Source organism: Mesorhizobium sp. INR15 (assembly GCF_015500075.1).
GTDB lineage: Bacteria > Pseudomonadota > Alphaproteobacteria > Rhizobiales > Rhizobiaceae > Mesorhizobium.
The window spans coordinates 1,276,103-1,300,157 of the sequence record NZ_CP045496.1 but is presented as its reverse complement, the minus strand read 5'-3'; the positions used below and the strand labels follow the sequence as shown (position 1 = coordinate 1,300,157).

25 protein-coding genes are annotated in these 24,055 nt (G+C 63.1%); 8 read left to right on the top strand and 17 right to left on the bottom strand.

Annotated elements, in window-relative coordinates:
* Positions 1 to 32 precede the first annotated feature (32 nt).
* The 5 genes from GA829_RS06220 (at position 33) to GA829_RS06200 (ending at position 3,193) form a co-directional block, all read left to right on the top strand.
* Complete coding sequence (locus GA829_RS06220) at positions 33 to 782, top strand: helix-turn-helix domain-containing protein (protein WP_195177670.1); 750 nt, start codon at positions 33 to 35, stop codon at positions 780 to 782.
* A 428-nt stretch (positions 783 to 1,210) separates the two neighbouring features.
* Positions 1,211 to 2,275 (top strand): SagB/ThcOx family dehydrogenase, encoded by a 1,065-nt coding sequence (locus GA829_RS06215; RefSeq protein ID WP_195177669.1) that lies wholly within the window; start codon positions 1,211 to 1,213, stop codon positions 2,273 to 2,275.
* A gap of 72 nt (positions 2,276 to 2,347) precedes the next feature.
* A complete protein-coding gene (locus GA829_RS06210; RefSeq protein ID WP_195177668.1) occupies positions 2,348 to 2,599 on the top strand; it encodes a hypothetical protein in 252 nt (83 codons plus the stop codon).
* A 4-nt stretch (positions 2,600 to 2,603) separates the two neighbouring features.
* On the top strand, positions 2,604 to 2,882 hold the full coding sequence (locus GA829_RS06205) for a hypothetical protein (RefSeq protein ID WP_195177667.1): 279 nt from the start codon (positions 2,604 to 2,606) through the stop codon (positions 2,880 to 2,882).
* Positions 2,879 to 3,193, top strand: coding sequence for a hypothetical protein (locus GA829_RS06200; protein WP_195177666.1), 315 nt, complete (start codon positions 2,879 to 2,881; stop codon positions 3,191 to 3,193). Before GA829_RS06205 ends, GA829_RS06200 begins: the two co-directional genes overlap by 4 nt.
* Positions 3,194 to 3,260: 67 nt before the next feature.
* Here GA829_RS06200 and GA829_RS06195 read toward each other — a convergent pair whose 3' ends face one another.
* From GA829_RS06195 to exbB, 3 genes are read right to left on the bottom strand one after another with little or no spacing between them, the layout of a single operon-like run.
* The gene (locus GA829_RS06195) at positions 3,261 to 4,211 is read right to left on the bottom strand and encodes an energy transducer TonB family protein (RefSeq protein ID WP_195177665.1); all 951 of its coding nucleotides are present in this window, start codon (positions 4,209 to 4,211) and stop codon (positions 3,261 to 3,263) included.
* Positions 4,208 to 4,699, bottom strand: coding sequence for a TonB system transport protein ExbD (gene exbD, locus GA829_RS06190; RefSeq protein ID WP_195177664.1), 492 nt, complete (start codon positions 4,697 to 4,699; stop codon positions 4,208 to 4,210). The genes GA829_RS06195 and exbD overlap by 4 nt, the downstream gene beginning before the upstream one ends.
* A gap of 12 nt (positions 4,700 to 4,711) precedes the next feature.
* Entirely contained in the window at positions 4,712 to 5,623 is a 912-nt protein-coding gene (gene exbB, locus GA829_RS06185; protein WP_195179540.1) for a tonB-system energizer ExbB, read from the bottom strand.
* Here exbB and GA829_RS06180 point away from each other — a divergent pair.
* Both GA829_RS06180 and GA829_RS06175 read left to right on the top strand, forming a co-directional pair.
* The gene (locus tag GA829_RS06180; RefSeq protein WP_195179909.1) at positions 5,622 to 5,945 is read left to right on the top strand and encodes a hypothetical protein; all 324 of its coding nucleotides are present in this window, start codon (positions 5,622 to 5,624) and stop codon (positions 5,943 to 5,945) included. The two genes, exbB and GA829_RS06180, sit on opposite strands and share 2 nt — an antisense overlap.
* A gap of 362 nt (positions 5,946 to 6,307) precedes the next feature.
* Complete coding sequence (locus GA829_RS06175) at positions 6,308 to 8,032, top strand: ABC transporter ATP-binding protein (RefSeq protein WP_195177663.1); 1,725 nt, start codon at positions 6,308 to 6,310, stop codon at positions 8,030 to 8,032.
* Positions 8,033 to 8,066: 34 nt separating this feature from the next.
* Here the strand turns inward: GA829_RS06175 and GA829_RS06170 are convergent, their stop codons facing one another.
* From GA829_RS06170 to GA829_RS06125, 10 genes are all read right to left on the bottom strand, one after another.
* Positions 8,067 to 9,017 (bottom strand): LLM class flavin-dependent oxidoreductase, encoded by a 951-nt coding sequence (locus tag GA829_RS06170; RefSeq protein WP_195179539.1) that lies wholly within the window; start codon positions 9,015 to 9,017, stop codon positions 8,067 to 8,069.
* Between the two features lie 130 nt (positions 9,018 to 9,147).
* Positions 9,148 to 9,303 (bottom strand): hypothetical protein, encoded by a 156-nt coding sequence (locus tag GA829_RS06165; RefSeq protein WP_195177662.1) that lies wholly within the window; start codon positions 9,301 to 9,303, stop codon positions 9,148 to 9,150.
* A 191-nt stretch (positions 9,304 to 9,494) separates the two neighbouring features.
* Positions 9,495 to 9,887: a helix-turn-helix transcriptional regulator gene (locus GA829_RS06160; protein WP_210337734.1), complete on the bottom strand. Its 393-nt coding sequence runs from the start codon at positions 9,885 to 9,887 to the stop codon at positions 9,495 to 9,497.
* A gap of 63 nt (positions 9,888 to 9,950) precedes the next feature.
* Positions 9,951 to 10,895, bottom strand: a complete 945-nt coding sequence (locus GA829_RS06155; RefSeq protein WP_195177661.1) for an ABC transporter permease — start codon at positions 10,893 to 10,895, stop codon at positions 9,951 to 9,953.
* Positions 10,892 to 11,947 (bottom strand): ABC transporter permease, encoded by a 1,056-nt coding sequence (locus GA829_RS06150; protein WP_195177660.1) that lies wholly within the window; start codon positions 11,945 to 11,947, stop codon positions 10,892 to 10,894. The genes GA829_RS06155 and GA829_RS06150 overlap by 4 nt, the downstream gene beginning before the upstream one ends.
* Complete coding sequence (locus GA829_RS06145) at positions 11,947 to 13,458, bottom strand: ABC transporter ATP-binding protein (RefSeq protein WP_195177659.1); 1,512 nt, start codon at positions 13,456 to 13,458, stop codon at positions 11,947 to 11,949. Before GA829_RS06145 ends, GA829_RS06150 begins: the two co-directional genes overlap by 1 nt.
* A gap of 238 nt (positions 13,459 to 13,696) precedes the next feature.
* Positions 13,697 to 14,728, bottom strand: a complete 1,032-nt coding sequence (locus tag GA829_RS06140; RefSeq protein WP_195177658.1) for a BMP family protein — start codon at positions 14,726 to 14,728, stop codon at positions 13,697 to 13,699.
* Positions 14,729 to 14,890: 162 nt separating this feature from the next.
* Positions 14,891 to 16,096, bottom strand: a complete 1,206-nt coding sequence (pcaF, locus tag GA829_RS06135; protein WP_195177657.1) for a 3-oxoadipyl-CoA thiolase — start codon at positions 16,094 to 16,096, stop codon at positions 14,891 to 14,893.
* A 1-nt stretch (position 16,097) separates the two neighbouring features.
* Positions 16,098 to 16,895 carry a CoA-transferase subunit beta gene (locus GA829_RS06130; RefSeq protein ID WP_195177656.1) on the bottom strand — a complete coding sequence of 266 codons (798 nt, stop codon included), beginning with the start codon at positions 16,893 to 16,895 and terminating at the stop codon, positions 16,098 to 16,100.
* A complete protein-coding gene (locus tag GA829_RS06125; protein WP_195177655.1) occupies positions 16,892 to 17,749 on the bottom strand; it encodes a CoA transferase subunit A in 858 nt (285 codons plus the stop codon). The genes GA829_RS06130 and GA829_RS06125 overlap by 4 nt, the downstream gene beginning before the upstream one ends.
* Positions 17,750 to 17,867: 118 nt before the next feature.
* On the opposite strand from GA829_RS06125, the gene GA829_RS06120 reads away from it, so the two are divergent.
* Entirely contained in the window at positions 17,868 to 18,638 is a 771-nt protein-coding gene (locus GA829_RS06120) for an IclR family transcriptional regulator domain-containing protein (RefSeq protein ID WP_195177654.1), read from the top strand.
* Positions 18,639 to 18,918: 280 nt separating this feature from the next.
* Here GA829_RS06120 and GA829_RS06115 read toward each other — a convergent pair whose 3' ends face one another.
* The 4 genes from GA829_RS06115 to GA829_RS06100 are packed head-to-tail and all read right to left on the bottom strand — an operon-like array spanning position 18,919 to position 24,024.
* Positions 18,919 to 20,220, bottom strand: a complete 1,302-nt coding sequence (locus tag GA829_RS06115; protein WP_195177653.1) for an NAD(P)/FAD-dependent oxidoreductase — start codon at positions 20,218 to 20,220, stop codon at positions 18,919 to 18,921.
* 2 nt (positions 20,221 to 20,222) lie between these two features.
* Positions 20,223 to 21,596, bottom strand: a complete 1,374-nt coding sequence (locus GA829_RS06110) for a glutamine synthetase family protein (protein ID WP_195177652.1) — start codon at positions 21,594 to 21,596, stop codon at positions 20,223 to 20,225.
* A 5-nt stretch (positions 21,597 to 21,601) separates the two neighbouring features.
* Positions 21,602 to 22,885 (bottom strand): glycosyltransferase, encoded by a 1,284-nt coding sequence (locus tag GA829_RS06105; protein WP_195177651.1) that lies wholly within the window; start codon positions 22,883 to 22,885, stop codon positions 21,602 to 21,604.
* A complete protein-coding gene (locus GA829_RS06100; protein ID WP_258052171.1) occupies positions 22,882 to 24,024 on the bottom strand; it encodes a GntR family transcriptional regulator in 1,143 nt (380 codons plus the stop codon). The genes GA829_RS06105 and GA829_RS06100 overlap by 4 nt, the downstream gene beginning before the upstream one ends.
* Between the last annotated feature and the right edge of the window lie 31 nt (positions 24,025 to 24,055).

The window sequence follows — 24,055 nt, the reverse complement described above, 5'->3', positions numbered from 1 at the left end:
TCCATCATGATTTCGCCTGCGAAAGCAATGACGTGTCCATTCGCGAGAATCTCGCTGCAAATCTTAGACGGCTCTGCAAGGACCACGCTTCCGTAAGCGCGGTATGCCGTGAACTTCACATCAATCGCACCCAGTTCGAGCGTTATCTCCAAGGGCAGGCCGTTCCCAACAAGGCCACCGCCAAGCTGATTTGCGACTACTTCCGGATCGACGAAGCCGAACTGTATCAGGACCATGGCGCGCAAGAGCCCACGATCCCAGGGCTGCCGCCGATCTCCGAAAGCCTGTTCAATCAGATGATCCGGCCCCCGAGCCCATCGATCGCCGGAGGAACCTACTTCACTTATTTTTCGATCCCAAACCGCGCCGACCTTTTGATGCGCGCGGTAACCTTTGTTCGGCGCGAAGCCGAGCTTGTCACCTTCAGACGTGTGACGGGATGGTCGGAACGCCGGGGCTCGACATGGGCGCGGGCGCGCGGCAACCACTATGGGGTGGCGATCTCGCGCCTGAACTGGATCTATTTTAGCGGCATCAACCGGCGGCAAACCGGAGAACCGTCACTGATCTCCGTTCAATGGGCGCCCATCTCGGAGCCGGTCCTGATGGGCAAGGCGATGCTGCTGACGGAATCCGGTCCGGCATTCGTTTCGGTCATCATGCGCCAGGACGTTGCCAACATCAGCCCAAGGCATGCGATCCGCATGGCGCACGTTATCAGGCTCGATGATCCGAGCGTCGATCAACTGGTGGTCAGCCTGACACGGGATGGGCTTTATTAGCGTCAATCGGCTCAAACCTGACGCGAAATAAGAATAAACCTACACTGAAAAAGCGTACAATCACGGTCAGCCTACTCGGTATTTGAGTAAAATCGATATTTTTACACTTATCCCCGAAAACTATAAATGCGCTGTTGCCCACTCGACTGGCGCCGTTACTACAATTTTAACAAATCATTAACTCTTCCGACCTTACCTTTCTTCTTGTGGATCCCATTTGGGGGGTTCTTTCGACAGATCCCACCATGGGATCAGGAAAGGAATGAAAATGGCGAAGAAAGTAACCACCGCTCCGAAGCTGACGATTGCCGCCGGCACACAGACCGTCTTCTTCTCCCAGGGCATGCATTACAACAAGCGCTGAGATCCCGAGATGTCGACGGGGGATTTCCCGTCGGCATCTCGCCTTCGCAATGGCATCCGTCACCATGAAAATGCGCTCATCAAAAACACTGGTTTTCTATCCCGGACCGCAGAAGGTCACGGCCTGCAATTTTCTGACCAGGAGCGTGTTTGAGTGCAGTTCCGAAGTGGTCGGCCTGCTCGCGTCGTGGGACAATTGGGCATCCACCGCCGATATCGCCCGCGCCCATGGCTGGTCGCGCTCCGAGTTGCGGGCTGTCGTGCCTCAACTGCTTGAATTCTCAGCCCTGGTGCCGGCCGGGTCGCAACTCGCCGAACAGGAAGCGCAATTCTCCGGGCAATGGAACTGGGGCATTCCCACCGCCTTGATGCATTTCTGTGTCCAGGATGCCGAGTTCATCACCATCGAGCAATCGGAGGAGCGGCAGCTCGAACGTGCCGGCCACACCCCGCAACCGGACCTTCTTCTGAAGAATTCAGCAGGCGCCATTCAGCTGCCGAACGCATTGGACGACAATGAATTGCTCGCCTTGATGGCGCAGCGCCGCACCAACCGCACAGCGGGCGCGCCGACCATCACCGCCAAACAGCTTTCCGACTGCCTGTTCGCGGGCCTTGGGATCACCGGTGAAACCAGCAACTGTGTCGGCGCGTTGCCGCTCGGCATGACCCCCTCCGGTGGCGCTAGAAACCCCTACGAGGCCTATGTCGTGGCGCTGGCGGTCGAAGGCCTGGAGCCTGGGGTCTATCACTATTCAGCCGCCGATCATGATCTAGGCAGAATTCCGGCAAATCACCTGCCAAGGATTTCGGAGCTGATCGGGGGCCAGGAGTGGGGCGATGCAATGCCTTGCCTGATCCTGCTGTGCGCAAAGCTCGATCGCACGATGTGGAAATACGAGGACGCCAACGCCTACCGGGTTGTGCTCATCGAGGCGGGCCATATCGGCCAGAACATCATGCTGGCAGCGACCGGGCACGGCTTGTCGGCATGTCCTACCGCGGCGCTGTGTCATTCCTCGATCAAGCGACTACTTGGCCTGGAACGCCTCACCGACGCACCGATCTATGCGCTGACTATTTCGACCCCGGAAATAAATGCGAAGCCTGAAAATCAGCCTCTCAACTGAAGCATCCCAAGTAAAACCAGTGTGCGAGTAAGCGTTCCTTCAATTTAAAAAACCAGATAACAGGAGCAGAACGTGGCAAACCAGAACCTACGCCAGTCGGAAATCGACAGTCTTCAATATATTTCCTCCATGACCAATGAACTCGTGCAGATGGCCGAGGCGAGCCGCTTTCCCATGATCTCCTATCTCCTCGGCATGGCTTATGCGGAGGCCTTCGACGTTCTTCGCGGCGCGCGGCCCGTGAGGCACGCGCAACTGAGCGGCAACCCGATGCATGCGAAGGTCCTGGCAAAGGAAAGCCGCGCCCAGCCAAGGCGAGCCTAGGCCGATGCAACCGGCAACCATCTGCTCAAGGGCGGATACCGCATCCGGCCCGAACCGCTGGGACACGCTGTGCGCGTTGCAAGTACTGCTGCCGTTGCTGAAGAAGGCGGCAGCCGATCTCGACTGCGCCGACATGGTCTACTGGTTCGAGCGGGCCGACGCTGAAGTCGCCAACATCATCAGGGGTCGGCCGACCGACGCGGCCGCAATCCCCTCTCTGATCGCATCCTGCCCGATTGGCCGGCATCCGCACGCGACGACATTGGGGGATTTCGCAAAATGAACATGATTGCTCACATCCGGATTGCCGAAACCGACAGCGACGTCTTCAGCCGGCTCGAGGCATTGATTGCCATGCGCCCGGTATCCCCGGGCGCCGCCAGCACCGAGGCCCGTCAATTGGTCGCGGGCGCCATTGCCGACGTTTGCCACACCGACAATCTTTGGGGTGCCATGGACGCTTTTCACGCCCATTTCGAATTCATGATGCAGACCATCGAGATCAACGGCGCCGACGACCCGAACCTCTGGACGCTTCGCACGAAGTGCCGCTTCTACCTGGAGCAAGTCGAAGCCCTGTGCGCCTGCGGCTAGCTGACGATTCGATTGCCGTCACCCTTCAGTCCATGAATCCGCACTAGGCCATGCCCTCCGGCGTCACCTAATTGCGCAGGTTGAAGACGAAGGGCGCGCCGACGGAGGTGCCCGCGATCTCCGGGGGAGGTTTCGGCACCGTGGCGCCCTGCAGGACAGCGAGTGCGGCGCGATCGAGGTCCGCATCGCCGGAGGAACTGCTGATGCGCGCGGACGATACCTTGCCCGATGCATCGACCCGGAACGTGACATTCACATTGCCTTCGGCGCGCCGGGATCTCGCGGCGGAGGGGTAGCGGGTGTGCCGGTTGATCCATGAGCGCAACTGGGATTTCCAGTTGGCGGGGCTGACACCGGAGCGCGCGGATGCTTCAGAGGCTTTCGGCGCAGCCGTCTTGGCCGCCGCCTTTGCGTCGGCGCTGGCCACGGTCACTGTCTTTGGCGTCACTGCCTTTTCCTTTTTCGGGCGCGGCTTTGGTTTTTCGACCGGCTTTTTCACCTTGACCTCGACCGACTTCTTTTCCTTCGCCACATCGACCGGTTTCGGCTGCGGCAACGGAATGACCACATCCGGCGCGATGGCCTCGACGACGTCAGGCACCACCTCATCGAGCGGCTGTTGGTCGGCTTGTTGCGCCACCGCCGGCTGGGTCGGTTCGGTCTCGTCAGGAGGAGCCGTTTCCGCCTGCTCGACCGGTTTTTCAGGCTCCGTCGTCGGCTCGGCTTCAGCGGCCTTCTCGGCTTCCTGCACAGGCTCGGTCTGATCGGGAACTGCCGCCTCCAGCATGGCGGCCTGCTCCTCGATGGCAGGAGTCACCACCATCGGTGCCATTTCGATCATCAGAGCCGGCGGCGGCCCGCCGTCCAGCGTATCGGCGGGGCTCCAACTCTGCACGCCGTAGGCAATCGCGCCATGCGCCATAAGAACCAGTGTCGCCGCTCCCGCCCACAGACCGAGATCGCGCAGGCCAAAGCGCGACAGGCCTATCGTGGGCATGGTGGCGGCCGGCTGCGTCATGGCACGGCCACTCCGTTTGCCGTCGGCGCCAGAACGCCTGCCGCGGGCCGAGCCGAGGCATCAGCGGCCGGCAAGGTCTCGAGGCCAACCAGCGCGATCTTCAGGTAGCCGGCGCCGCGCAGCAGGTTCATCACCTCCATCAGGTCGCCATAGCCGACAGCCTTGTCGGCGCGCAGGAAGATGCGCGTCTGCTTGTCGCCCTTCGTCTTGCCGTCGAGCGTGGCGGCAAAAGCCGGCCGGGGCACGGTGTCGTTGCCGATCGCCAGGGTGAGGTCTTCCTTCACCGTCAGGAACAGCGGTGTTTCAGGCCTTGGCGCTGGCGTCGCGGTCGAGCCCGGAAGATCGACATTGACGTCCACCGTCGCCAGCGGAGCCGCGACCATGAAGATGATCAGCAGCACCAGGATCACGTCGATGAAGGGGGTGACGTTGATCTCGTGGCTCTCCTCGAGATCGTCGTCCATGGTCTGTCGGATTCTGCTTCCCATGATCTTGCCTCGCTATTCCGCCGCCAGGGCCGTTGCCGGTGCGACGGTGCGGAAATCGAGATCGCGGCTGACCAGCCGTTCGACGCCGGCCGAAGCATCGGCGAGGATCTGCCGGTAGCCGGCTATCGAACGCGCGAAGACGTTGTAGATGACCACCGCCGGGATTGCCGCAACGAGGCCCATTGCCGTGGCCAGCAAGGCTTCAGCGATGCCTGGGGCGACCACCGCGAGATTGGTGGTCTGCGCCTGCGAGATGCCGATGAAGGCGTTCATGATGCCCCAGACTGTACCGAACAGGCCAACGAAGGGCGCTGTCGAGCCGATCGTCGCCAGCAGGCCGGTGCCGCGCGACATGCGCCGCGACGCTGCCGCCTCGATGCGCGACAGCCGCGAAGCCACCCGCTCCTTCAGTCCGTCGCCAGAGACATAGTCGAGCGCCCGCGCCGAAAGCGCGGTCTCTTCCTCGGCCGCCCGCACCAGAAGGGCGCCGGGGCCGCCGCTGCGGTCGAGCGCGCGGCTTGCCTGCCTCAAAGTCGCGGCCTCGCCGATTGCGCGCGCGGCGCGGCGGGCACGCAGCTTGCCGCCCATGATCTCCAGGGATTTCGCCAGCCAGATTGTCCAGGTGACGAGGGAGGCGAAGGCCAGGCCGACCATCACCGCCTTGACGATAATGTCGGCCGCCATGAACATGCCCCATGGCGAGAGATCATGCGGCAGCGTCAGCGATGTCGTGGAAGGCCGGGCTTCAACTGGCATGCTGGTATTCGGCTGGGTGCCAGCCTGCGGCTCGGGCGAAACCGGTGAAGCCCCTGTCACAGGCACCGGTGCAGCAGGGGCAGGGGCAGGCGCAGGCGCCGGAGCTTCGATCGTGGGAGCACTGCCGCCTGATTGCTCCTGAGCCGGCGCACTGCCGGCCGACAGCATGACAGATAAGACCAGCGCCGCGAACAGACCATTTCTCGATAGGTTATTTCCAGACAAAGGGTTTCTTCCTTATTCTCGCAGCGGCCAGCCGCTTCCTATTGCCAATGACGATATGCAGATCTCGTCACTGGACATGGCTGATGGGCCAGTGATGGGGTGTGCGAACACAGCTATCTCCACGCCAAAATGCCTTGAGCGCATCGCCCATGTGATTTCGTCGGCCGCCAGGACCCGCGAGCGCTTCAGCTCGAGCGAGACCGGACCGAGCAATGTGCGCTCGCCGGCAGCGAAGCGCACCATATCGATATGGAAAGCGGTCTGAACTCCAGCCACGGTCTTGGCCTCTCCACATCGGCGCGTGTTTCTCAAAATCCGGTTTCACGCAGCCGCTGCCGGTTGACTATGAAACATGAATTTGATAGTCAAGATTAAAGATGATATTTTGAGTCACCAAGTGGCAAAGGCGGATTTTCGCGCCGAAACTCCAGACAAAAATGACACGCGCCAGCCCGCGCGCCGCCTTCGTCAGTGGCAGGTTTCATCATGCTGACACAGGGAGGCAGGCAATGAGGCCCGCGCTGGCATATTGCTGCCTGGCCATCAGCGCTTGTAGGGAACGACACCGATGGCGGGCAGCGCTCGCATTCCTCGCCCGAAAACCAAGACAGATTGCGGTTCGCCCGGATGATCAAACGTTTCCTTGCCTACTATGCGCCCTGGAAGGGGCTGTTCGCGCTTGATTTCTCATGCGCGGTGATTGCCGGCCTGCTCGAGCTTGGCTTTCCGATGGCGGTGCGTTCCTTCGTCGACAGGCTTCTGCCAGAGCAGGACTGGACGCTGATCATCGCCGCCGCCATCGGCCTGCTTGTCATCTACCTGCTCAACACGGTGCTGATGGCGGTCGTGACCTATTGGGGCCACATGCTCGGCATCAACATCGAGACCGAGATGCGGCGCAAGAGCTTTGACCATCTGCAGAAACTGTCGTTCCGCTTCTACGACAATCACAAGACCGGGCATCTCGTCGGCCGCGTCACCAAGGACCTCGAGGAGATCGGCGAGATCGCTCATCACGGCCCCGAGGACCTGTTCATCGCCGTCATGACTTTCCTTGGCGCCTTCGCGCTGATGTTCGTGGTCAATGCCCATCTGGCGCTGATCACGGCGGTGATCGTGCCTGTCGTCGCCTGGGTGACCATCCGCTACGGCGACCGGATGGAGCGCACCTGGCAAGCGCTCTACGGCCGCGTCGGCGACTTCAACGTGCGCATCGAGGAGAATGTCGGCGGCATGCGCGTCGTCCAGGCTTTCGCCAACGAGGATCATGAGCGGGCGTTGTTCGCGCATGACAACCAGCGCTACCGCCAGACCAAGCTCGACGCCTACCGTATCATGGCGGCTTCGAATTCACTGAGCTACATGGGCATCCGGCTGATCCAGCTGGTGGTCATGATCGCCGGCAGCTATCTCGTCATCACGGGCGGCCTGAGCAATGGCGGCTTTGTCGGCTTCCTGCTGCTGGTTGGCGTCTTCGTGCGGCCGATCGAAAAGATCAATTCGGTGATCGAGACCTATCCCAAGGGCATCGCCGGCTTCAGGCGTTATACCGAGCTTCTCGACACCGAACCCGATATCGCCGACCGCCCGGGTGCCAAAACCGTCAGCGACCTCAAGGGCGAGATAGAATATCGCGACGTCAGTTTCGGCTACGGCGACGGCAAGCCGGTGCTCAGCGGTGTCAACCTGACCATTCGTGCCGGTGAGACGATTGCCTTTGTCGGTCCGTCCGGCGCCGGCAAGACCACCATCTGCTCGCTGCTGCCGCGCTTTTACGAGGTTGATGCCGGCGCGATCCGCATCGATGGCATCGACATCCGCGACATGACGCTGGCCTCGTTGCGGGGCCAGATCGGCATTGTCCAGCAGGATGTGTTCCTGTTTGGCGGCTCGGTACGCGAGAACATCGCCTATGGCCGTCTCGGCGCCTCCGACGCCGCCATAGCCGATGCCGCCCGTCGGGCACAACTCGATGTCATGATCGAAGGGCTGCCGGCCGGCTACGACACGATCATCGGCGAACGCGGCGTCAAACTGTCGGGCGGCCAGAAGCAAAGGCTGGCGATCGCCCGCATGTTCCTGAAAAACCCGCCGATCCTCATCCTGGATGAGGCAACATCGGCGCTCGACACCCAGACCGAACGCGAGATCCAGCGGGCACTGTCCGAACTCGCGGAAGGCCGAACCACGCTGATCATCGCGCACCGGCTGGCGACCATCCGCGGCGCCGACCGCATCGTCGTTGTCTCGGAGTCCGGCATCGTCGAGCAGGGGTCGCATCAGGAACTGATTCACGCGGACGGTGTCTACCGGCGGCTGCACGACGCCCAGCACCTGGTGTCGTCGCGTTAAGGGGGCGCCCGACCGGAAGGCGACCAATGCCTCTTCAACTGGCTGCCCGCGTCTCCTGGCTAACAACACGGGAGACGAACGCACCAGACCGGGCCTCTTCAGCCTCGCGCCGTGCCAGCGAGTTGCGCAGCAAGGCGATCGTCTCGCTGCCCACCGTTGCGATCTCGCGCGGTGTGTCGATGCCGACCACCATGAACTCGTGGATCCCGAGCCCGGCATAGGCCAGCAGCGACAGCGCGACCTGCGCCGGCGGTCCGGCGAGATCGACAGCTTTGTGGCTGGCCGACGAGGGGCCCGGATGGATGCGCACCGGAAGCGCGAAGCGCAGCTTGCCGGCCCGGCCATATTCCGCCGCGGCCCCACGCACGCGATCCATCAGCTGCCGGACTTCATCGATCGAGCCTGGCGCCAGTTCGAAGACATCGGCATGCCGCCCGGCGACCTTGAGCGCCGTTCCCGACTGTCCGCCGAGGCGAATGGTCAGGTTGGCGCCATGCGGCCCCTTGCGCTCGATATAGCCACCCTTGATGCTGTAGAACGCCCCTTCGTGGTCAAAGGGCCGCTCGTTCGACCACAGCCGTTTCAACAGCACCAGATACTCGTCGATGCGCTGCCAGATGACGGTATGCCCGACCGGGCGTGTTTCGGCGTCATCGTCGCTCAGCGGCTCGCTGAGCATTCTGAGCGCCAGCCGGCCGCCGCTTTTTGCGTCGATGGCCGCAAGTTGCCGCGCGGCGACCGTCGGCTCGATGACCCCAGCCCAATGGGCGAGAACGACCTCCAGTGACGCGGTGCGGTCCAGCACCTGGGTGGCGAGATCCATGTTGGTGAGCAGGCCGGCTGAATCGTCAACGACGATCTTCTGGAACCCACCGTCCTCGATCAGCCCAAGCTTGGTCGCCGTCTCGGCGAAGTCATAGAAGAAAGGCACGGTGGCATCGGCGGGATGCGTTTTGCCCGGAACGTGGGTGAACTCGATCGGCATTGCCATCTCCTCCATCTCTGGAATCATTGATGCGGTGTTCGGACCACCAGCCGCGCGAAAGCGCACCAGGATCCGGCTCATTCAACTCCGATTGCCTGAAAGGGCGGCTAGCCCCGGTCGATCTGAAGGCTCAGGGGATAAGACCCAGAACAACTGCCCCGGTGAACACAAACGCGAGGGCAAAGACGAGATAGGCGAAAGCACCGGCATAGGCCGGGCGAAAGGTCTGCGCATTGGCCAGTCTCTGGCCGTTGCTGTCGCTCTGAGCGTTCTGGATATAGGACATATCGACCTCCGTCTCAGCCATTAATCTATAAAATTAGTAGACTTTGTCGATTGCTATTTTTCGGTATTTTCTGGAAATATTTTCTCCCTGAGGCGGCTCCGCTGGAATTACATACCCATTTCCATCAGCCGTATTCGCGCTACCCCTGCGAAAAACCAGCGGGATCATGGGCTTGCCATGGTTCGGTCCGGTCAGGAGGGCCCGCGGTCGACCAGCAAATGCTTGATGAAGGGGTTGAACAGCTCGGTCTGGCTGGAAATGTCGAGCTTGGCGTAGATATGCTTGCGGTGGATTTTCACCGTGCCCTCCGCGATCTCCAGGATCCTGCCGATCGACATGCTGGAGTGGCCGCGCAGGATAAGGCTGACGATGCCTTGCTCGCGCCGTGTCAGCCGCGACGGCGCGAAGGTTTCGAACGCCTGCTCCACATCATGGCCGGTGGGCTTCGGCGCGGGCTCGGCCAGGGCTTCAGCGGGCGCCAGATGCTCCCATGCCGTTGCGCCAGCGACGAGTCGAGCTTCGTCAACGGAACGCACCTGTTCGTGGACAATGGTTTTGCCGCGATGTGAGGCACCCCAGGGCACAGCTTGGCGCCCTTCCTCTACCCCGTCGATCGGGGGAGAGGAAAGGACGCCAAGTCAACTCGCCTACCGCTCTTCCCGCCGGAACGGTTTCAGCAGCGCTGACGGCGCCACCGCGTTGCGCGACATCACCGCCATGGCGACGATGGTGAAGATGAAGGGCAGCATCAGGAACGCTTCATAGGGGATGTGCCCGAGCCCGCTCGCCTGCATGCGCAATTGCAGCGCATCGACAAAGGCGAACAGCAGCGCCGCGCCCGCCGAGCGCCAGGGGTCCCAGCGGCCGAATACGACCAGCGCGATCGCCACCCAGCCGCGCCCGGACACGACGCCGAAGGTGAAGGCATTGAACTGCGCCATCGACAAGAAGGCGCCGGCCAGTCCCATCAGCGCGCCACCAAGGATGACGGCTTGGAAACGCGTGGCGATGACGCTGACACCGGCTGAATCGGCCGCGCGCGGGTTTTCACCAACCATGCGCACCGACAGGCCCCATGGCGTGCGGTAGAGCACAAAGGCCGCCAGCGGGATGGCCAGGATCGCCATGTAGACCAGCGCGAACTGGTTGAACACCGCCGGCCCGAGCACCGGAATGCTGGAGAGACCAGGGATCGAAAATGTCTCAAACCCCTTGATGCTCGGCGGCACCGATTGCTGGCCAAAGATCAACCGGTAGAGGAAATAGGCCAGCCCCGAACTGAACAGCGTCACCCCAATGCCGCAGACATGCTGGCTGAGGCCAAGCGCCACGGTGAACAGGGCATGCAGTGCGCCCATCAGCATGCCGGTCAGCACCGCCACCAGCACACCAATCCAAAGGCTGCCGCTGAGGCTTGTCGCGGTAAAGCCGGTCATCGCCGACAGCAGCATGATGCCTTCGATACCGAGATTGAGCACGCCGGCGCGTTCGGAGAACATTTCGCCAAGCGTGGCGAAGGCCAGCGGCGTGGCGATGCGGATGATGGCGGCAAGGAAGCCGACCTGGAATATCTGTTCGAACACCGCGCTCATCGTGCAACTCCAACACGGCGGATGCGGTAGGCGGTGAACAGCAGCGCCACCAGCATGGCGAGCAAAGCCGTGCCCTGGATGACATCGCTGAGGAAGGCCGGCACGCCGGTCGCGCGCGACATCGCTTCGGCGCCGGTCATGACGGCGGCCAGGAAGATTGCCGCCGGCACGACGCCGAGCGGATTGAGCCGCGCCAGCATGGCAACGACAATGCCGGAATAGCCATAGCCCGGCGAGATGTCGCTCATCACCTGGAAATGCACGCCGCCGACCTCACCGACGCCGGCAAGCCCGGCCAATGCGCCTGACAGCAAGGCCGTCGACAGCAGCACGCGCTGCACATTGATGCCGCCATAACGGGCGGCTTCGGGATTCTCGCCGGTGACCCGGATGCGGAAGCCGAGCGTCGTGCGCACGATCAGGAACCAGATGATCGGTGCAGCGACCAGCGCCGCCACGACACCGAGATGCAGCCGCGTGCCTTCGATCAGCACCGGGAAATTCGCCGAATCCTCGATTGGCGGCGAGATCGGGTAGCCGCTGAAGCTATCCTTCCACGGCCCTTCGATCAGCGCCATCAGCGCGTAATAGATGACCGAGTTGAGCAGCAGCGAGCTGACCACGTCATCGACCTTGAATTTGACCCGCAGCGTCGCCGGGATGAGCGCGACGGCGGCGCCGGCCGCGGCGCCAGCAATCGCCATCAAAAGAATGGCCAGCGGTCCAGGCATCGGGATGGCGCCAACGGCGCAGCTGGCCACCGCGCCGGCGAGCAATTGGCCCTCGGCGCCGATGTTCCAGAATTTGGCGCGGAAGGCGACGGCGACCGCCAGCCCGGTGAAAATCATCGGTGCGGCGCGCACCAGCGTCTCGGTAATGGCGTAGCTGTCGCCAAGCGAGGCCGAAAACATCACGCCATAGGCCTCCATGACGCCGGCGCCGGCCAGCGCGATGAGGCCGCTGCAGAGGACAAGCGTGGCGCCGATCGCCAGCAGCGGCAGCGCTAGGTTGAACCAGGCAGGCGTCGAGCTGCGGACTTCCAGGCGAAACATCAGCTATGCCCCTCCGCCCCGGTCATCAGCAGGCCGAGCCTTGCAACCGTGGCGTCAGCGCTGTCGAGCGTGCCGACGATGCGGCCCTCATACATCACCGCGATGCGGTCGCAGAGCACCAGCAATTCCTCGAGGTCTTCGCCAACAACGATGATGCCGCAGCCCTTGGCGCGCATGTCGAGGAACTTTTCGTGAATAAAGCGGGCCGCGCCGATGTCGAGACCGCGCGTCGGCTGCGAGACAACAAGCACCTTTGGATCGAAGGCGAGCTCGCGCGCCAGAAGTGCCTTCTGCAGATTGCCGCCGGACAGCGCGCCGGCGCGGGTCATCGGACCGGGGCAGCGAATGTCATAGGCCTTGATCTGCGCCTCGGCGAAGGCGCGGATCGCATCCGGCTTGAGCAAGCCCTTGCTGCTGAAGGCTGATGTGCCGATGCGCGGCAGAACCATGGAATCGGCGAGCGGCAGGTTGGTGACCAGCCCGGTGGTCATGCGGTCTTCCGGGATGCGGCCGAGGCCGAGCGCCTGGACTTCGCGCGGCGAAAAGCGCGTGACCTTGCTGCCGGCGATCGTCATCTGCCCGGCATCCGGCGTCAGCACGCCGGAAATCACCTCGGCCAATGCCCGCTGGCCATTGCCCGAGACCCCGGCGATGCCGAGGATTTCCCCGGCGCGGACGGACAGGGAAATATCCCGCAACGCCATGCCGGAATGGCGTGATGTCGAGATGCCATCGAGGGTCAGCACTGCGGCGCCAGGCGTCGATACGCCCCGCGCCGGCGGCACGATTTCATGGCCGCACATCAGCCGTGCCATTTCAGCCGATGTCGTGTTGGCTGGGTCATCGACACGGCCGGCCACCCGCCCATGCCGCAGCACGGTGCAGCGGTGCGTCAGCGCCCGGACCTCGTTGAGCTTGTGCGAAATGAAAATGACGCCGAGCCCCTGCGCCGCCATCGAACGCAGCGCCGAAAACAGGCCGTCGACCTCGCTCGGCGCCAGCACGGCCGTCGGCTCATCAAGGATCAGCAGCCTGGCGCCGCGAAACAGCGCCTTGACGATTTCCAGCCGCTGCTGTTCGCCGACCGAAAGCGCGGAGACCGGAAGATTGGGATCAAGTGTCAGCCCATGCTGCCGGCCGATCTCCGCCAGCCGTGCCAGTCCGCCGGCGCGGTCGATGCGCCCGGTCTTGCCGGGAATGCCGATCAGCAGGTTTTCCAGCACCGACAGCCGTGGTGCGAGATGAAAGTGCTGGTGCACCATGCCGATGCCGGCGGCGAGCGCGTCTGCTGAACTGGTGATCCGCACTGGCTGGCCCTGAATGAGGATTTCGCCAGCGTCGGGCGCATAGGCCCCGAACAGCACATTCATCAGCGTCGTCTTGCCGGCGCCGTTCTCGCCAAGCAGGCCAAGAATCTCGCCAGGCGCCACACTGAGGTCGACGGCTTCGTTCGCCTTCACGGCGCCGAAACTCTTGGTGATGCCGCGCATTTCGATGAGAGGGGCGGACAAGGGTACTCCTGATCGGAATTGGCTTTGCGATTCAGCTTGATGGGAATGCGCTGCACCCCCCTCTGGCCTGCCGGCGAACTCCCCTTCAAAGGGGGAAATCGGATGTCATTTCGGCTTTCGCCAGTCCTCCAACTTTAGGAGAAGAACTGCCGGCAAATCTGCCAATCTCCCCCCAAGTGGGGGAGATGTCCGGCAGGACAGAGGGGGGCGCCACGCGCCTGCCCCTCAAACAATGGCGTCAATCCGAAACCGGCGTGTTCTCGTCGACATCCACGCGGAAGTTGCCTTCGAGGATTTCGGCCTTCTTCTTCTCGACCAGATCCTTGACCTCAGCCGGCAGCGTCTTGTCGAACTTGTGGTAGGGCGCGAGGTGCGAGCCGCCCTTGGCCATGCGCGAGAAATCGCCATAGTCCTGCGCCGTGAAGACACCGGCCTTCACCAGCTTGATCGCCTGTTCGACCGTTGGATACATATCCCAGACCGGACCGGTGATGACCGTATCGGGGCCGAGGCTAGACTGGTCGGACATGTTGGAAATGGCCCAGACCTTCTTTTCCACCGCGGCCTCGATGACACCGAAGCGCTCGGCATAGATCACGTCTGCGCCGGCATCGATCTGCGCGACGGCGGCTTCCTTGGCCTTGGGCGGATCGAAGAACGAGCCGATGAAGGCGACCTTCTTCTTGATGTTGGGATTGACCTCCTTGGCGCCAGCGAAGAAGGCGTTGACCAGCCGGTTCACTTCCGGAATGCCCATCGCCGCCACGGCGCCGATCGTGCCCGACTTGGACATCTTGCCGGCAATCATGCCCGAGAGATAAGCCGGCTCATGAATCCAGTTGTCGAAGACGCCGAAATTGGGCTCCGCCGGCCCGGCACCCGAGCCGAACAGGAAGGCCGTCTTCGGGAACTGCTTGGCCGTGCGGCGCGATTCACGCTCGGCGGCGAAGGCATCGCCCAGCACCAGTTCGTAGCCGCCTTGCGCGTATTCGCGCATCACGCGGCTGAAGTCGGCGGTCTGTACCTTTTCCGACCATTTGTACTCAATGCCGAGTTCCTTCTCGGCCTTTTGCAGGGCGACATGGATCTGGTTGTCCCATGGCTCCTCGATTGGCGTGGCGAAGATCGCCGCCACCTTCAGCTTCTTGTCCTTGGCGAAGGCAGCACCCGGCATCATGGCCGCGGCCAGACCAAGTGCGCCAAGCTCCAGCACGTTGCGGCGCGACAGGCCTTCGCGTTTTATCTGGACTGAATTCTTCCGGTTTTCCATTGTATTCCCCTCTGTTCGACAGCCGTGTCGAGCCGGCCGTTCGCTCAAAAATATCAAGACGGGGAACTATGGAACGACGCCGGACTTTTGTCCACATGGTCAAATTTGGCGGCGGCAAGGAATGCCGCGCAGCCGCTTCGGCCGATCCTCAAAAGCCCGGGGTCAGACCCGTTCGAGCGCAATCGCGATGCCTTGGCCAACGCCAATGCACATCGTGGCCAGCGCATAGCGGGCACCGCGTTCGCGCAGTTCCAACGCCGCCGTTCCTGAGATGCGGGCGCCCGACATGCCAAGCGGATGACCAAGCGCGATGGCGCCGCCATTCGGGTTGACGTGCTCCGCGTCCTCGGCGATGCCGAGTTGGCGGAGCACGGCGATGCCTTGGGAGGCAAAGGCTTCGTTGAGTTCGATGACATCGAATTGCCTTGGCGTCAGGCCGAGCCGCGCGCACAGCTTTTGCGTCGCCGGCGCCGGGCCGATGCCCATGATGCGTGGCGCCACGCCGGCGGCAGCGCCGCCGAGGATGCGGGCGATTGGCGTCAGGCCGTATTTCCTAATCGCCGCTTCTGATGCAACGATCAGTGCCGCCGCGCCGTCGTTGACGCCGGACGCATTGCCGGCCGTCACTGTGCCGCCTTGCCGGAACGGAGTTGGCAGCTTGGCCAGTGACTTGACAGTGGTGCCGGCGCGGGGATGCTCGTCCTTCGAGACAACAATCGCATCGCCCTTGCGCTGCGGGATGGTCACATCAGTGATTTCCTTGGCCAGCCGGCCATTGGCTTGCGCGGCGACGGCCTTGTCCTGGCTGCGCACGGCAAAGGCATCCTGGTCCGCGCGCGATACCGCGAAATCTTCCGCCACGTTCTCGCCGGTCTCGGGCATGGAATCGACGCCATACTGCTTCTTCATCAACGGATTGACGAAGCGCCAGCCGATCGTGGTGTCATGAATCTCGGCATTGCGCGAAAACGCGGTATCGGCCTTGGGCATGACGAAGGGCGCGCGGCTCATGGACTCGACGCCGCCGGCAATCATCAGCTCCGCCTCGCCGGCCTTGATGGCACGCGCTGCGATGGTCAGCGCATCCATGCCCGAGCCGCACAGGCGGTTGACGGTCGAGCCGGGAACCTCCTTCGGCAGACCTGCCAGCAGCAGCGCCATGCGCGCCACGTTGCGATTGTCCTCGCCGGCCTGGTTGGCACAGCCATAGACGACGTCGTCAACCGCTTGCCAGTCGATGCCGGGATTGCGCTCAAGCAAAGCCTTCAGCGGTATGGCGCCGAGGTCATCGGTGCGCACCGACGAAAGAGAACCGCCGAAGCGGCCGATGGGTGTGCGGATGTAGTCGCAGATATAGGCCTCGGCCATGCTAAGCAGCTTTCCCTTTTCCGGTCCCTTCATGCGCCGCCTTGGTGCGGGCCTGCAGGTCGCGCAATGTCTTCAGTTCGAGTTCGCTTGGTGCCGGCGTTTCGTCAAGCGCCTCCGCGAACTTAACCACCCAGCCACAGGTTTCCCGCACCTGCTGGCGCGTGACGCCTGGATGCAGCGACACGACAGTGAATTCCTTGCTGGCCGGGTCTGGCTTCCAGATGGCAAGATCGGTGATGAGCAGCGTCGGGCCAGCGGTATCGATGCCGAGGCGCTGGCGATGATCGCCGCCTTCGCCATGGCCGAAGGAGGTGAAGAAGTCGATCTTTTCCACCATGCCGCGCTTGGTCTGCGCCATGGTGATGTAAATCTCCTTCGATGACGTCGCGATCTCCGGCGCACCGCCGCCGCCGGGAAGCCGCGTCTTGGGATGAAAATAGTCGCCGATGACGGTGGTGTTGATGTTGCCGAACTTGTCGAGCTGCGCGGCACCGAGGAAGCCGATGGAAATGCGGCCGCCTTGCAGCCAGTAGCGGAACATCTCCGGCACGGCGACTGTGGTGACCGCCGTTTCGCACAATTCGCCATCGCCGATCGACAGCGGCAGCACGTCGGGCGCGGTGCCGATCGTGCCGCTCTCGTAGATCAAGGTGATGTCTGGCGCATGCGTCAGCCGCGCCACGTTGCAGGCGGCCGATGGCGCGCCGATGCCGACGAAGCAGACATCATCGTTCTTCAGCGCGCGGCTGGCGGCGATCGTCATCATCTCGTTGGCGGTAAAGCCTGGCTGGACGCTCATGCCGCTTTCCTCAGATGTTCGACGCGACTAGCAAAGTCGTCGGCGGTTCTGTTGATGACGTTCGCCTGCATCCAGGCCTGGAATTTCTCGCGGTCGGCGGCAATCTCGTCCCATTCGAGATAGGCTGCGTTGTCCCTGACATAATAGCCATGCGCGTAGGAGGGATGAGACCCGCCAGGCACGACCGAGATTGCTGAGATGGTCCAGCGCGGCAGCACGGTCAGGTTGGGGTGCAGATCGTCGAAATTGTCGACCACTTCCTCCACGGTCACAACAGCGCGCTTGGCCGCCAGCACAGCCTCCTTCTGGATGCCGATGATGCCTTCGACCAGCACATTGCCTTTCCGGTCGGCCTTCTGCGCGTGAATGAAGGTGACATCGGGCCGTATCGAAGGCACCGCCGCCAGCGCCTCGCCCGTGAAGGGACAGGTGACCGATCTGATGTTCGGATTGACATCCGCCAGCCCGGCGCCGCGATAGCCGCGAAACACCGCGCATGGCAGGCCGGCCGCGCCCGCTTCATAGGCGTTGGCCATGCCGGCATGGCTGTGTTCCTCGATCTCGATCGCTCTGGGAAAGCCGTTCTCGATGGCGTCGCGCGCCCGCCGCAGCAGGCCGACGCCGGGATTGCCGACATAGGAGAAGATGATCTTCTTCGCCATGCCCATGCCGATCATCTGGTCGTAGATCAGGTCCGGCGTCATGCGGATCAGGGTCAGGTCGCGAAACCCCTGGCGGATCGCCTCATGCGCTGCCGCCGTCGGGATCAGATGGGTGAAGCCCTCGAAGGCGACCGTGTCACCATCATTCAGGTTCTCGGCCACGGCCTGTTTGAGCGGCAGGAACTTGACCATCACAGCGGCTCCGTATATCAAAATGTTCGTATTGCGAACATATGTTTTCTATGCGATACTTTTATCGCAAGCTTTGCTGCGGAGTCAATCCGGCGGCATCGTCATTTCCGGAGTCGGCATGGACGAAGAGACCGTTTCGCGTGACCATGTCGGATCGCTGGAGCGCGGGCTGGGTGTGATGGAAATCCTCGCACGGCATCCAGCCGGCCTGACGCTGACCGAGATGGCCGACGAAGCCGGCCTGACCCGTGCCGGCGCCCGCCGCTTTCTGCTGACGCTCGTTGCCACCGGCTATGCGACCCAGTCAGCCCGCGTGTTCTCACTGTCGCCGCGCCTGCTGACCGTCGCCCGCACCTGGCTCGGTGGCGCATCGCTCTGGACGTTCGCCGCGCCCATCATGCGGGCGGTGGCGGGTGAGTTGAACGAAGCCTGTTCGGCGGCGATCCTGTCGGGCGAGGATGTCGTCTATGTCGCCCGCATTCCCGGCCGCCGCATTCTCAGCGTATCCCTAGATGTCGGAACCAGGCTGCCGGCCTATTGCACATCAATGGGGCGGATGCTGCTGGCCGGCCTTGGCCCGGAGGACTTGGAGGCATTTCTAAGCCGCGCAACGATTGAAAAGAGAACCGCCAGGACGATCACCGATAGGCGATTGCTGGCCGGCGCCATTGGCAAGGCCAGAACCGACGGTTTCGCCATCGTCGACGAAGAGCTGGAACTCGGCCTGCGCTCGATCGCGGTGCCAATCCGCGACCGCTCAGGTAGCACGGTCGCCGCCATCAATGTTTCGACCCAGTCGGCACGGTTTTCGGTTGTCGAGATGGAGCGGGAAATCCTGCCGGCGCTGCTTGGGGCCAGGCAGCGCATCGAGGATTTTTTCGTTGTCTAAGGGGCTTCTGCGGATCGGCATTTCGATGGTGCTGAAAGGGCCAATCATGAACGCCGACGCTTGCCCCTCATTGCCCTGCCGGGCATTTCTCCCCGTATAGTGACGGGGAGAAAGTAGCTGGCCGCGACGTTAGGCGCTTGTTCTGCAGCGTTGGCGATTGGCGAAATCATCCGAGACTGCGCCCCTCTCCCCGTCACTACACGGGGAGAGGATGCCGGCAGGCAGGTGAGGGGCAGCGCTAGCGCCAATAGCAATGGCGGCGACGAACCCGACGCACCCCTCAGTGCTTGATCCTGTCCCGCATCGCGTACCACAGCATCCCCAGCACATAGAGCGGACCGCGCAGGGCGGTCCCGCCCGGGAACGGCATGGGTGTGAGCGTCGAGAACAGGTCGAGCCGCGAGGCGTCGCCGGTGATCGCCTCGGCCAGCAGCTTGCCCGACAGCGTCGACAGGATGACGCCCTTGCCGGAATAGCCATGTGCGAAATAGACCTCGCCATAGTGCCCGACATGCGGCAGCCTGGATGTCGTTACCGACACCAGTCCGCCCCAGGCATGATCGATGCGGCATCCCTTGAGCTGCGGAAACGTCGCTTCCATGTGCGGCCGCACGAAGCCGGCGATGTCGGCCGGCGGCGACGGCGTGTAGCGCTCGCCGCCACCGAACAGCAGGCGTCCATCCGCCGACATGCGGTAATAGTTCACGACGAAACGCGTGTCCGACACCGCGACATTGGCTGGAATGACATTGCGTTTGCCCTCCAGCGGCTCGGTGGCGACGATGTAGTTGCCAACCGGCATGATGCGGCTGTTGACGCGCGGCTCCAGCCCGTGGAGCAGCGCATCGCCCGCCAGCACGACATGCTTCGCCCGCACCGATCCCTTTGACGTCGAGACCCGGATGGAAGGCTGCCGCTCCAGTTTCACGGCTACCGAGTTCTCGTGGATGATGACGCCAGCCGCGACCGCTGCGCGGGCAAGGCCGAGCGTGTAGTTCAGTGGATGCATGTGGCCGCCGAGCGGCTCATACATCGCGCCATGATAGGGCGTGTCGACCTTGCTTCGCGCTTGCTGCGCCGAGAGAATTTCCACGTGCGGAAACTTCATTGCGGTAACAAGGCACTCGGCTTCTTCCTCCAGGTCCCTGAGGTCGGAGCTGTTGACCGCGCCGACCAGATGGCCGGCCTGCCGCACATCGCAATCGATGGCATGGCGCTCGATGATATCGAGCACCAGCCCGCGCGCCTCGAAAGCGAGATCGAACAGCACCTTTGCCCGTTCGCGCCCGTAGAGCTTGACCAGCCCCTTGGCGCCCTTGCGCAGGCCGGGGATCATTTGGCCGCCATTGCGGCCTGATGCGCCCCAGCCGATCTTGCCGCCTTCCAGCAGCACCACCTTCAGGCCGCGCTCTGCGGCATGAAGGGCGGCGGACAGGCCGGTGCAGCCGCCGCCGACGACCACGAGGTCCGCGTCGACATCGCCGACGAGTGCCGGATGGTCCGGCGCCGGATTGGCGGTCGCGACATAGTAGGATTTGCCGATATCGAGGCCCGAATTGAAACCTGTTGAACTGGGCGCCATGATCACACCTTCAGCAAAAGGTGGTCGCGTTCCCAGCTCGTCACCACGCTCTGGAACAGGTCGAGTTCGACGCTCTTGACCCGCAGGTAGGTCTGGAAGAAATCCTCGCCGAGCAACGCCCGCACAGGGCCGCAAGCTTCGAAACGGTCAAGCGCCTCCTCCAGGGTTTTCGGCAGCGTGCTCCTTATCTTGTAGGCATTGCCCGACGCCTCGGCCGACCGTGACAGCTTCTGCTCAACGCCGAGATAGCCGGCAAGCAGGGAGCCGGCGATCGCCAGATAGGGATTGCAATCGGCACCCGGCAGGCGGTTCTCCAGGCGCCGCGCGGCGCGGCCACCAGCCGGCACGCGCAGGCCGCAGGAACGATTGTCATGCGACCATTCGATGTTGGCCGGCGCGCTGTGGTTCGGGCGGATGCGGCGGAACGAGTTCACGTTCGGCGCGAACAGCGGCATGATCTCCGGAACATACTTCTGCAGGCCGCCGATAAAATGGCCAAACATCTCGGTGTCGGCATCATCGGCACTGGCAAACAGCGTATTGCCGGCGTCGTCGATGACCGACATGTGCAGATGCATCGAACTGCCGGCCTGTGCCGCGATCGGCTTGGCCATGAAGGTGGCGTGCATGCCGCACTGCTGCGCCGCCTGGCGCGTCAGCCGCTTGAACAGCAGCACCTTGTCGGCGAGCGGCAACGCGTCGCCGTGCAGGAAATTGATCTCCAGCTGCGCTGTGCCCGATTCATGGATCAGCGTGTCGAGCGGCAGCCCGGCAGCGGCGGAATAGTCGTAGATGCGGCGGATCACCGGCTCGAATTCCTCGAGTGCCGCCATGTCATAGGGGTGCTGCACGCCCTCGGCCCGGCCATTGGCGCCGACCGGCGCGGTCAACGGCTTGTCCGGATCGGGATTGGGCGCGGTCAGATAGAATTCGAGTTCCGGCGCCACCACCGCGCGCCAGCCGCGCTGGCGATAGAGATCAAGCACGGCGCTCAGCACATGGCGCGGCGAGGCCATCCATGGCCGTCCGTCCATATGGAACGCGTCGGCAAAGACATAGGCCTTGCCGGGTGCGGCAGGCGCCAGGCAAAGCGTCGAAACGTCAGGCACCATCCGCATATCCGGATCCGAATAGGCAAAGCCTTCGTCGATCGAGCCGGAATAGCGGCCATCGATGCTGACCAGGAAAGCGCTGCTCGGCAGGAACAGCGCACGGTCCTCCAGCGCCTTGAGGAATTTGACCGCCGGCAAGGCCTTGCCGCGCAGGACGCCGTTCATGTCGGGCACTAGGCACTCGACCTCGTTGATCCCGTGCTGTGCCAGCCAGGTCTTCGGGTCGTTGATATCGAGGGTGTTCGTCGTGTGTTTGTCAGGCATTTCGTTCAAGTCCGTATCAAAGAGAGAATGGCTTGCGCGGCCACATCCGTTCCGGGCTTCAGCGCCATTTCGGCGGCATTTTCCCTGAGACGCGCGCGCATCGAGTCATCGGCCAGCAGGCCGAGAATGGCTCTCTCCAATCCCCCTTCGGTCCAACCGTCGCGGCCGATATGGTCGCCGACGCCGGTCTCTCCCGCACGTTGCGCATTGTCATGCCCATCCCAGCAATAGGGCATGATCAGCGACGGCACGCCGAAACGTAGCGCCTCGCAAAAGCTGTTGTTGCCGCCGTGATGGATGAACAGATCGGACTTCGCCACCACCGAAGGCTGCGGAAACCAGGCGTCGAGATAGACATTGTCGGGCACAGCGCGATAGGCATCGCGCAACCCGCCTGCATTGACGATGAAACGCGCCGGTAGCCTGTCGAAGACAGCCAGCATGCGCTCGATCAGGCCGACATCCATGGCGCCGAGACTGCCAAAGCTCATATAGACCAGCGGCCCGTTGTTGCGCGGAAACACCGGCACCTCGAAAGGCCCTTCCGAACGCACGCAGCCTTCGAGATAGACGAAACGCGCCGGGTCGAGCGGCTCGGCGCGCTCGCGGCGCACGATCGACGGCGTCAAAAGCAGATTGAGGTCGGGCGAGGCCTCGAGGAACAGGCCCTTTGGCAAGGGTGCAAGGCCTGCGTCGCCCCGGAAGCGGTTGAAGCGGTCATGCGCCGGCGCGGCCGCCGTCAGGTAACGTGCTTCGAAGGCGGCGCGGCGCGGGTCGTCAGCGCCAAGGCCGGAAAGATAGGGTGGCACGGCGGCATCCGGCAGTTCGGTCTCGGCGCAGGAGACGACACGCACCCACGGACAGCCGGCGGCTGATATCGCCGGGAACATGATGACATTGTCGAGCACCACCGCGTCGGGCTTGAGCCGCGCCAGCAACTGGCGCAGCGGCGCTTCGGCATTGACCGCCGTGTCGACGATCGCTTCCCAGGTCGGCGCGACGTAGGTTTCGAGCTGGTCGACCGGGCTCAGCCTGAAATGCGGCAGGTGCCGGCGCACGAAGGCCTGCCAGTAGCTTTGGCGCTCGCTGTCGCTCAGCGGCTCGTCGGTCGGCAGCTGGTATTCCTGAAAGCCATAGTCGGCGAAGACGCCGGAGAAGCCGGCGTGACAGATGAAGACAGGCCGGGCGCCCCGGGCCCGCAAGGCCTGCGCGATGCCAACGCAATTCAGCGCGGCCCCGAAACTAGCTTCGGGAAACAGCGCGATGGTCGGGCTGGCTTTACGCGTCAATTATTTCCTCTTCGATCGGGCCGGCTGATCATGCCGAACAGTGCGGGAGCCCCGCGGCTGGCCGCCTGCGGTCGCTGGCTGCGGGACAGGCGCAGATGAATGCGAAGCAGATCGGCAGCCACCTCATACTGCCGGCTTTCCAAATGGTCGAGCATGTTCAGGTGTTCGCGCAGGGATTGCTTCAACCTGAATACATTGACCCCGGCATAAATGCCCGGCAGCCGGCGCAACCTTAGATGATCCGACAGCGCATCGGCGAGGAAATGATTGGCACAGCCGTCGGCGATCATGCCGTGAAAATCGATATCCAGCCGCTGGAACTCGCGTGTGTCGAAAGCACCGTCCGGCAGCGCCGACAGCGCCTCCATGCCCTGACGCAAGGCAGCCGCCCTGGCGCCGTCCAGGCGGAAGCCAGGCGTCAGGATGGCCGCCGGCTCCAGCAGCAGCCGGAACTCATAGCTTTCGCCCTGCGCCTCGGGATCGTCCGGCGCGCGCCGAAACAGCCAGGATTGGCCGGGCGCACGATCGAGAAGATTCTCTTCGGTCAGTTTGTTCAACGCTTTTAATACCGTCTTGCGATCAGCGTTGTACCGCCGCATCAGCCCCGCTGCGGTGACCGTCTGGTCCAATCGCCGTGCCGACCGGTCGCGCAGGATCGCTTCCGCCAGCTCATCCTCCTCGGCGGCGGGCAGTTCGGCTGATATGGCCGGCTGCGCGGTGAGGTCAATCGCCAGATGGTAGCCGGAATCCGCCTCCCAGCGCACGACGCCTTGCTCCGCGAGCAGGCTGAGCGCCGCGCGCACTGGCGTACGCGAGACATTGCATAGCGACGCGATCTGCTGCTCCGGCAGGCGCGCGCCAGGCTCGAAGCCGCGCTGGCGCGCGACATCCAGGATGCGCTGCGCCAGATCGAGGTGGTTGGTGCGAGGTCGTCGGGCTGCGGCTTGCATGACAGTTTCTCGTGAACGGGCGGGCGACCATGGTTTGACCGATCGCCAGTGCGGACGCAATCGGCCAGATTCCTCGGTCGCTTGACAAATTATGGATTGACGTACTTTTTTCTGCAATAGTACTGTCTGTGTAATCGGCGAGAAAAAGACCGAGGGAACAGGATCGACGCTGCGACACGGTCGCGGCATTGGTCCGGCAAATGATTTCGACGATCAACCG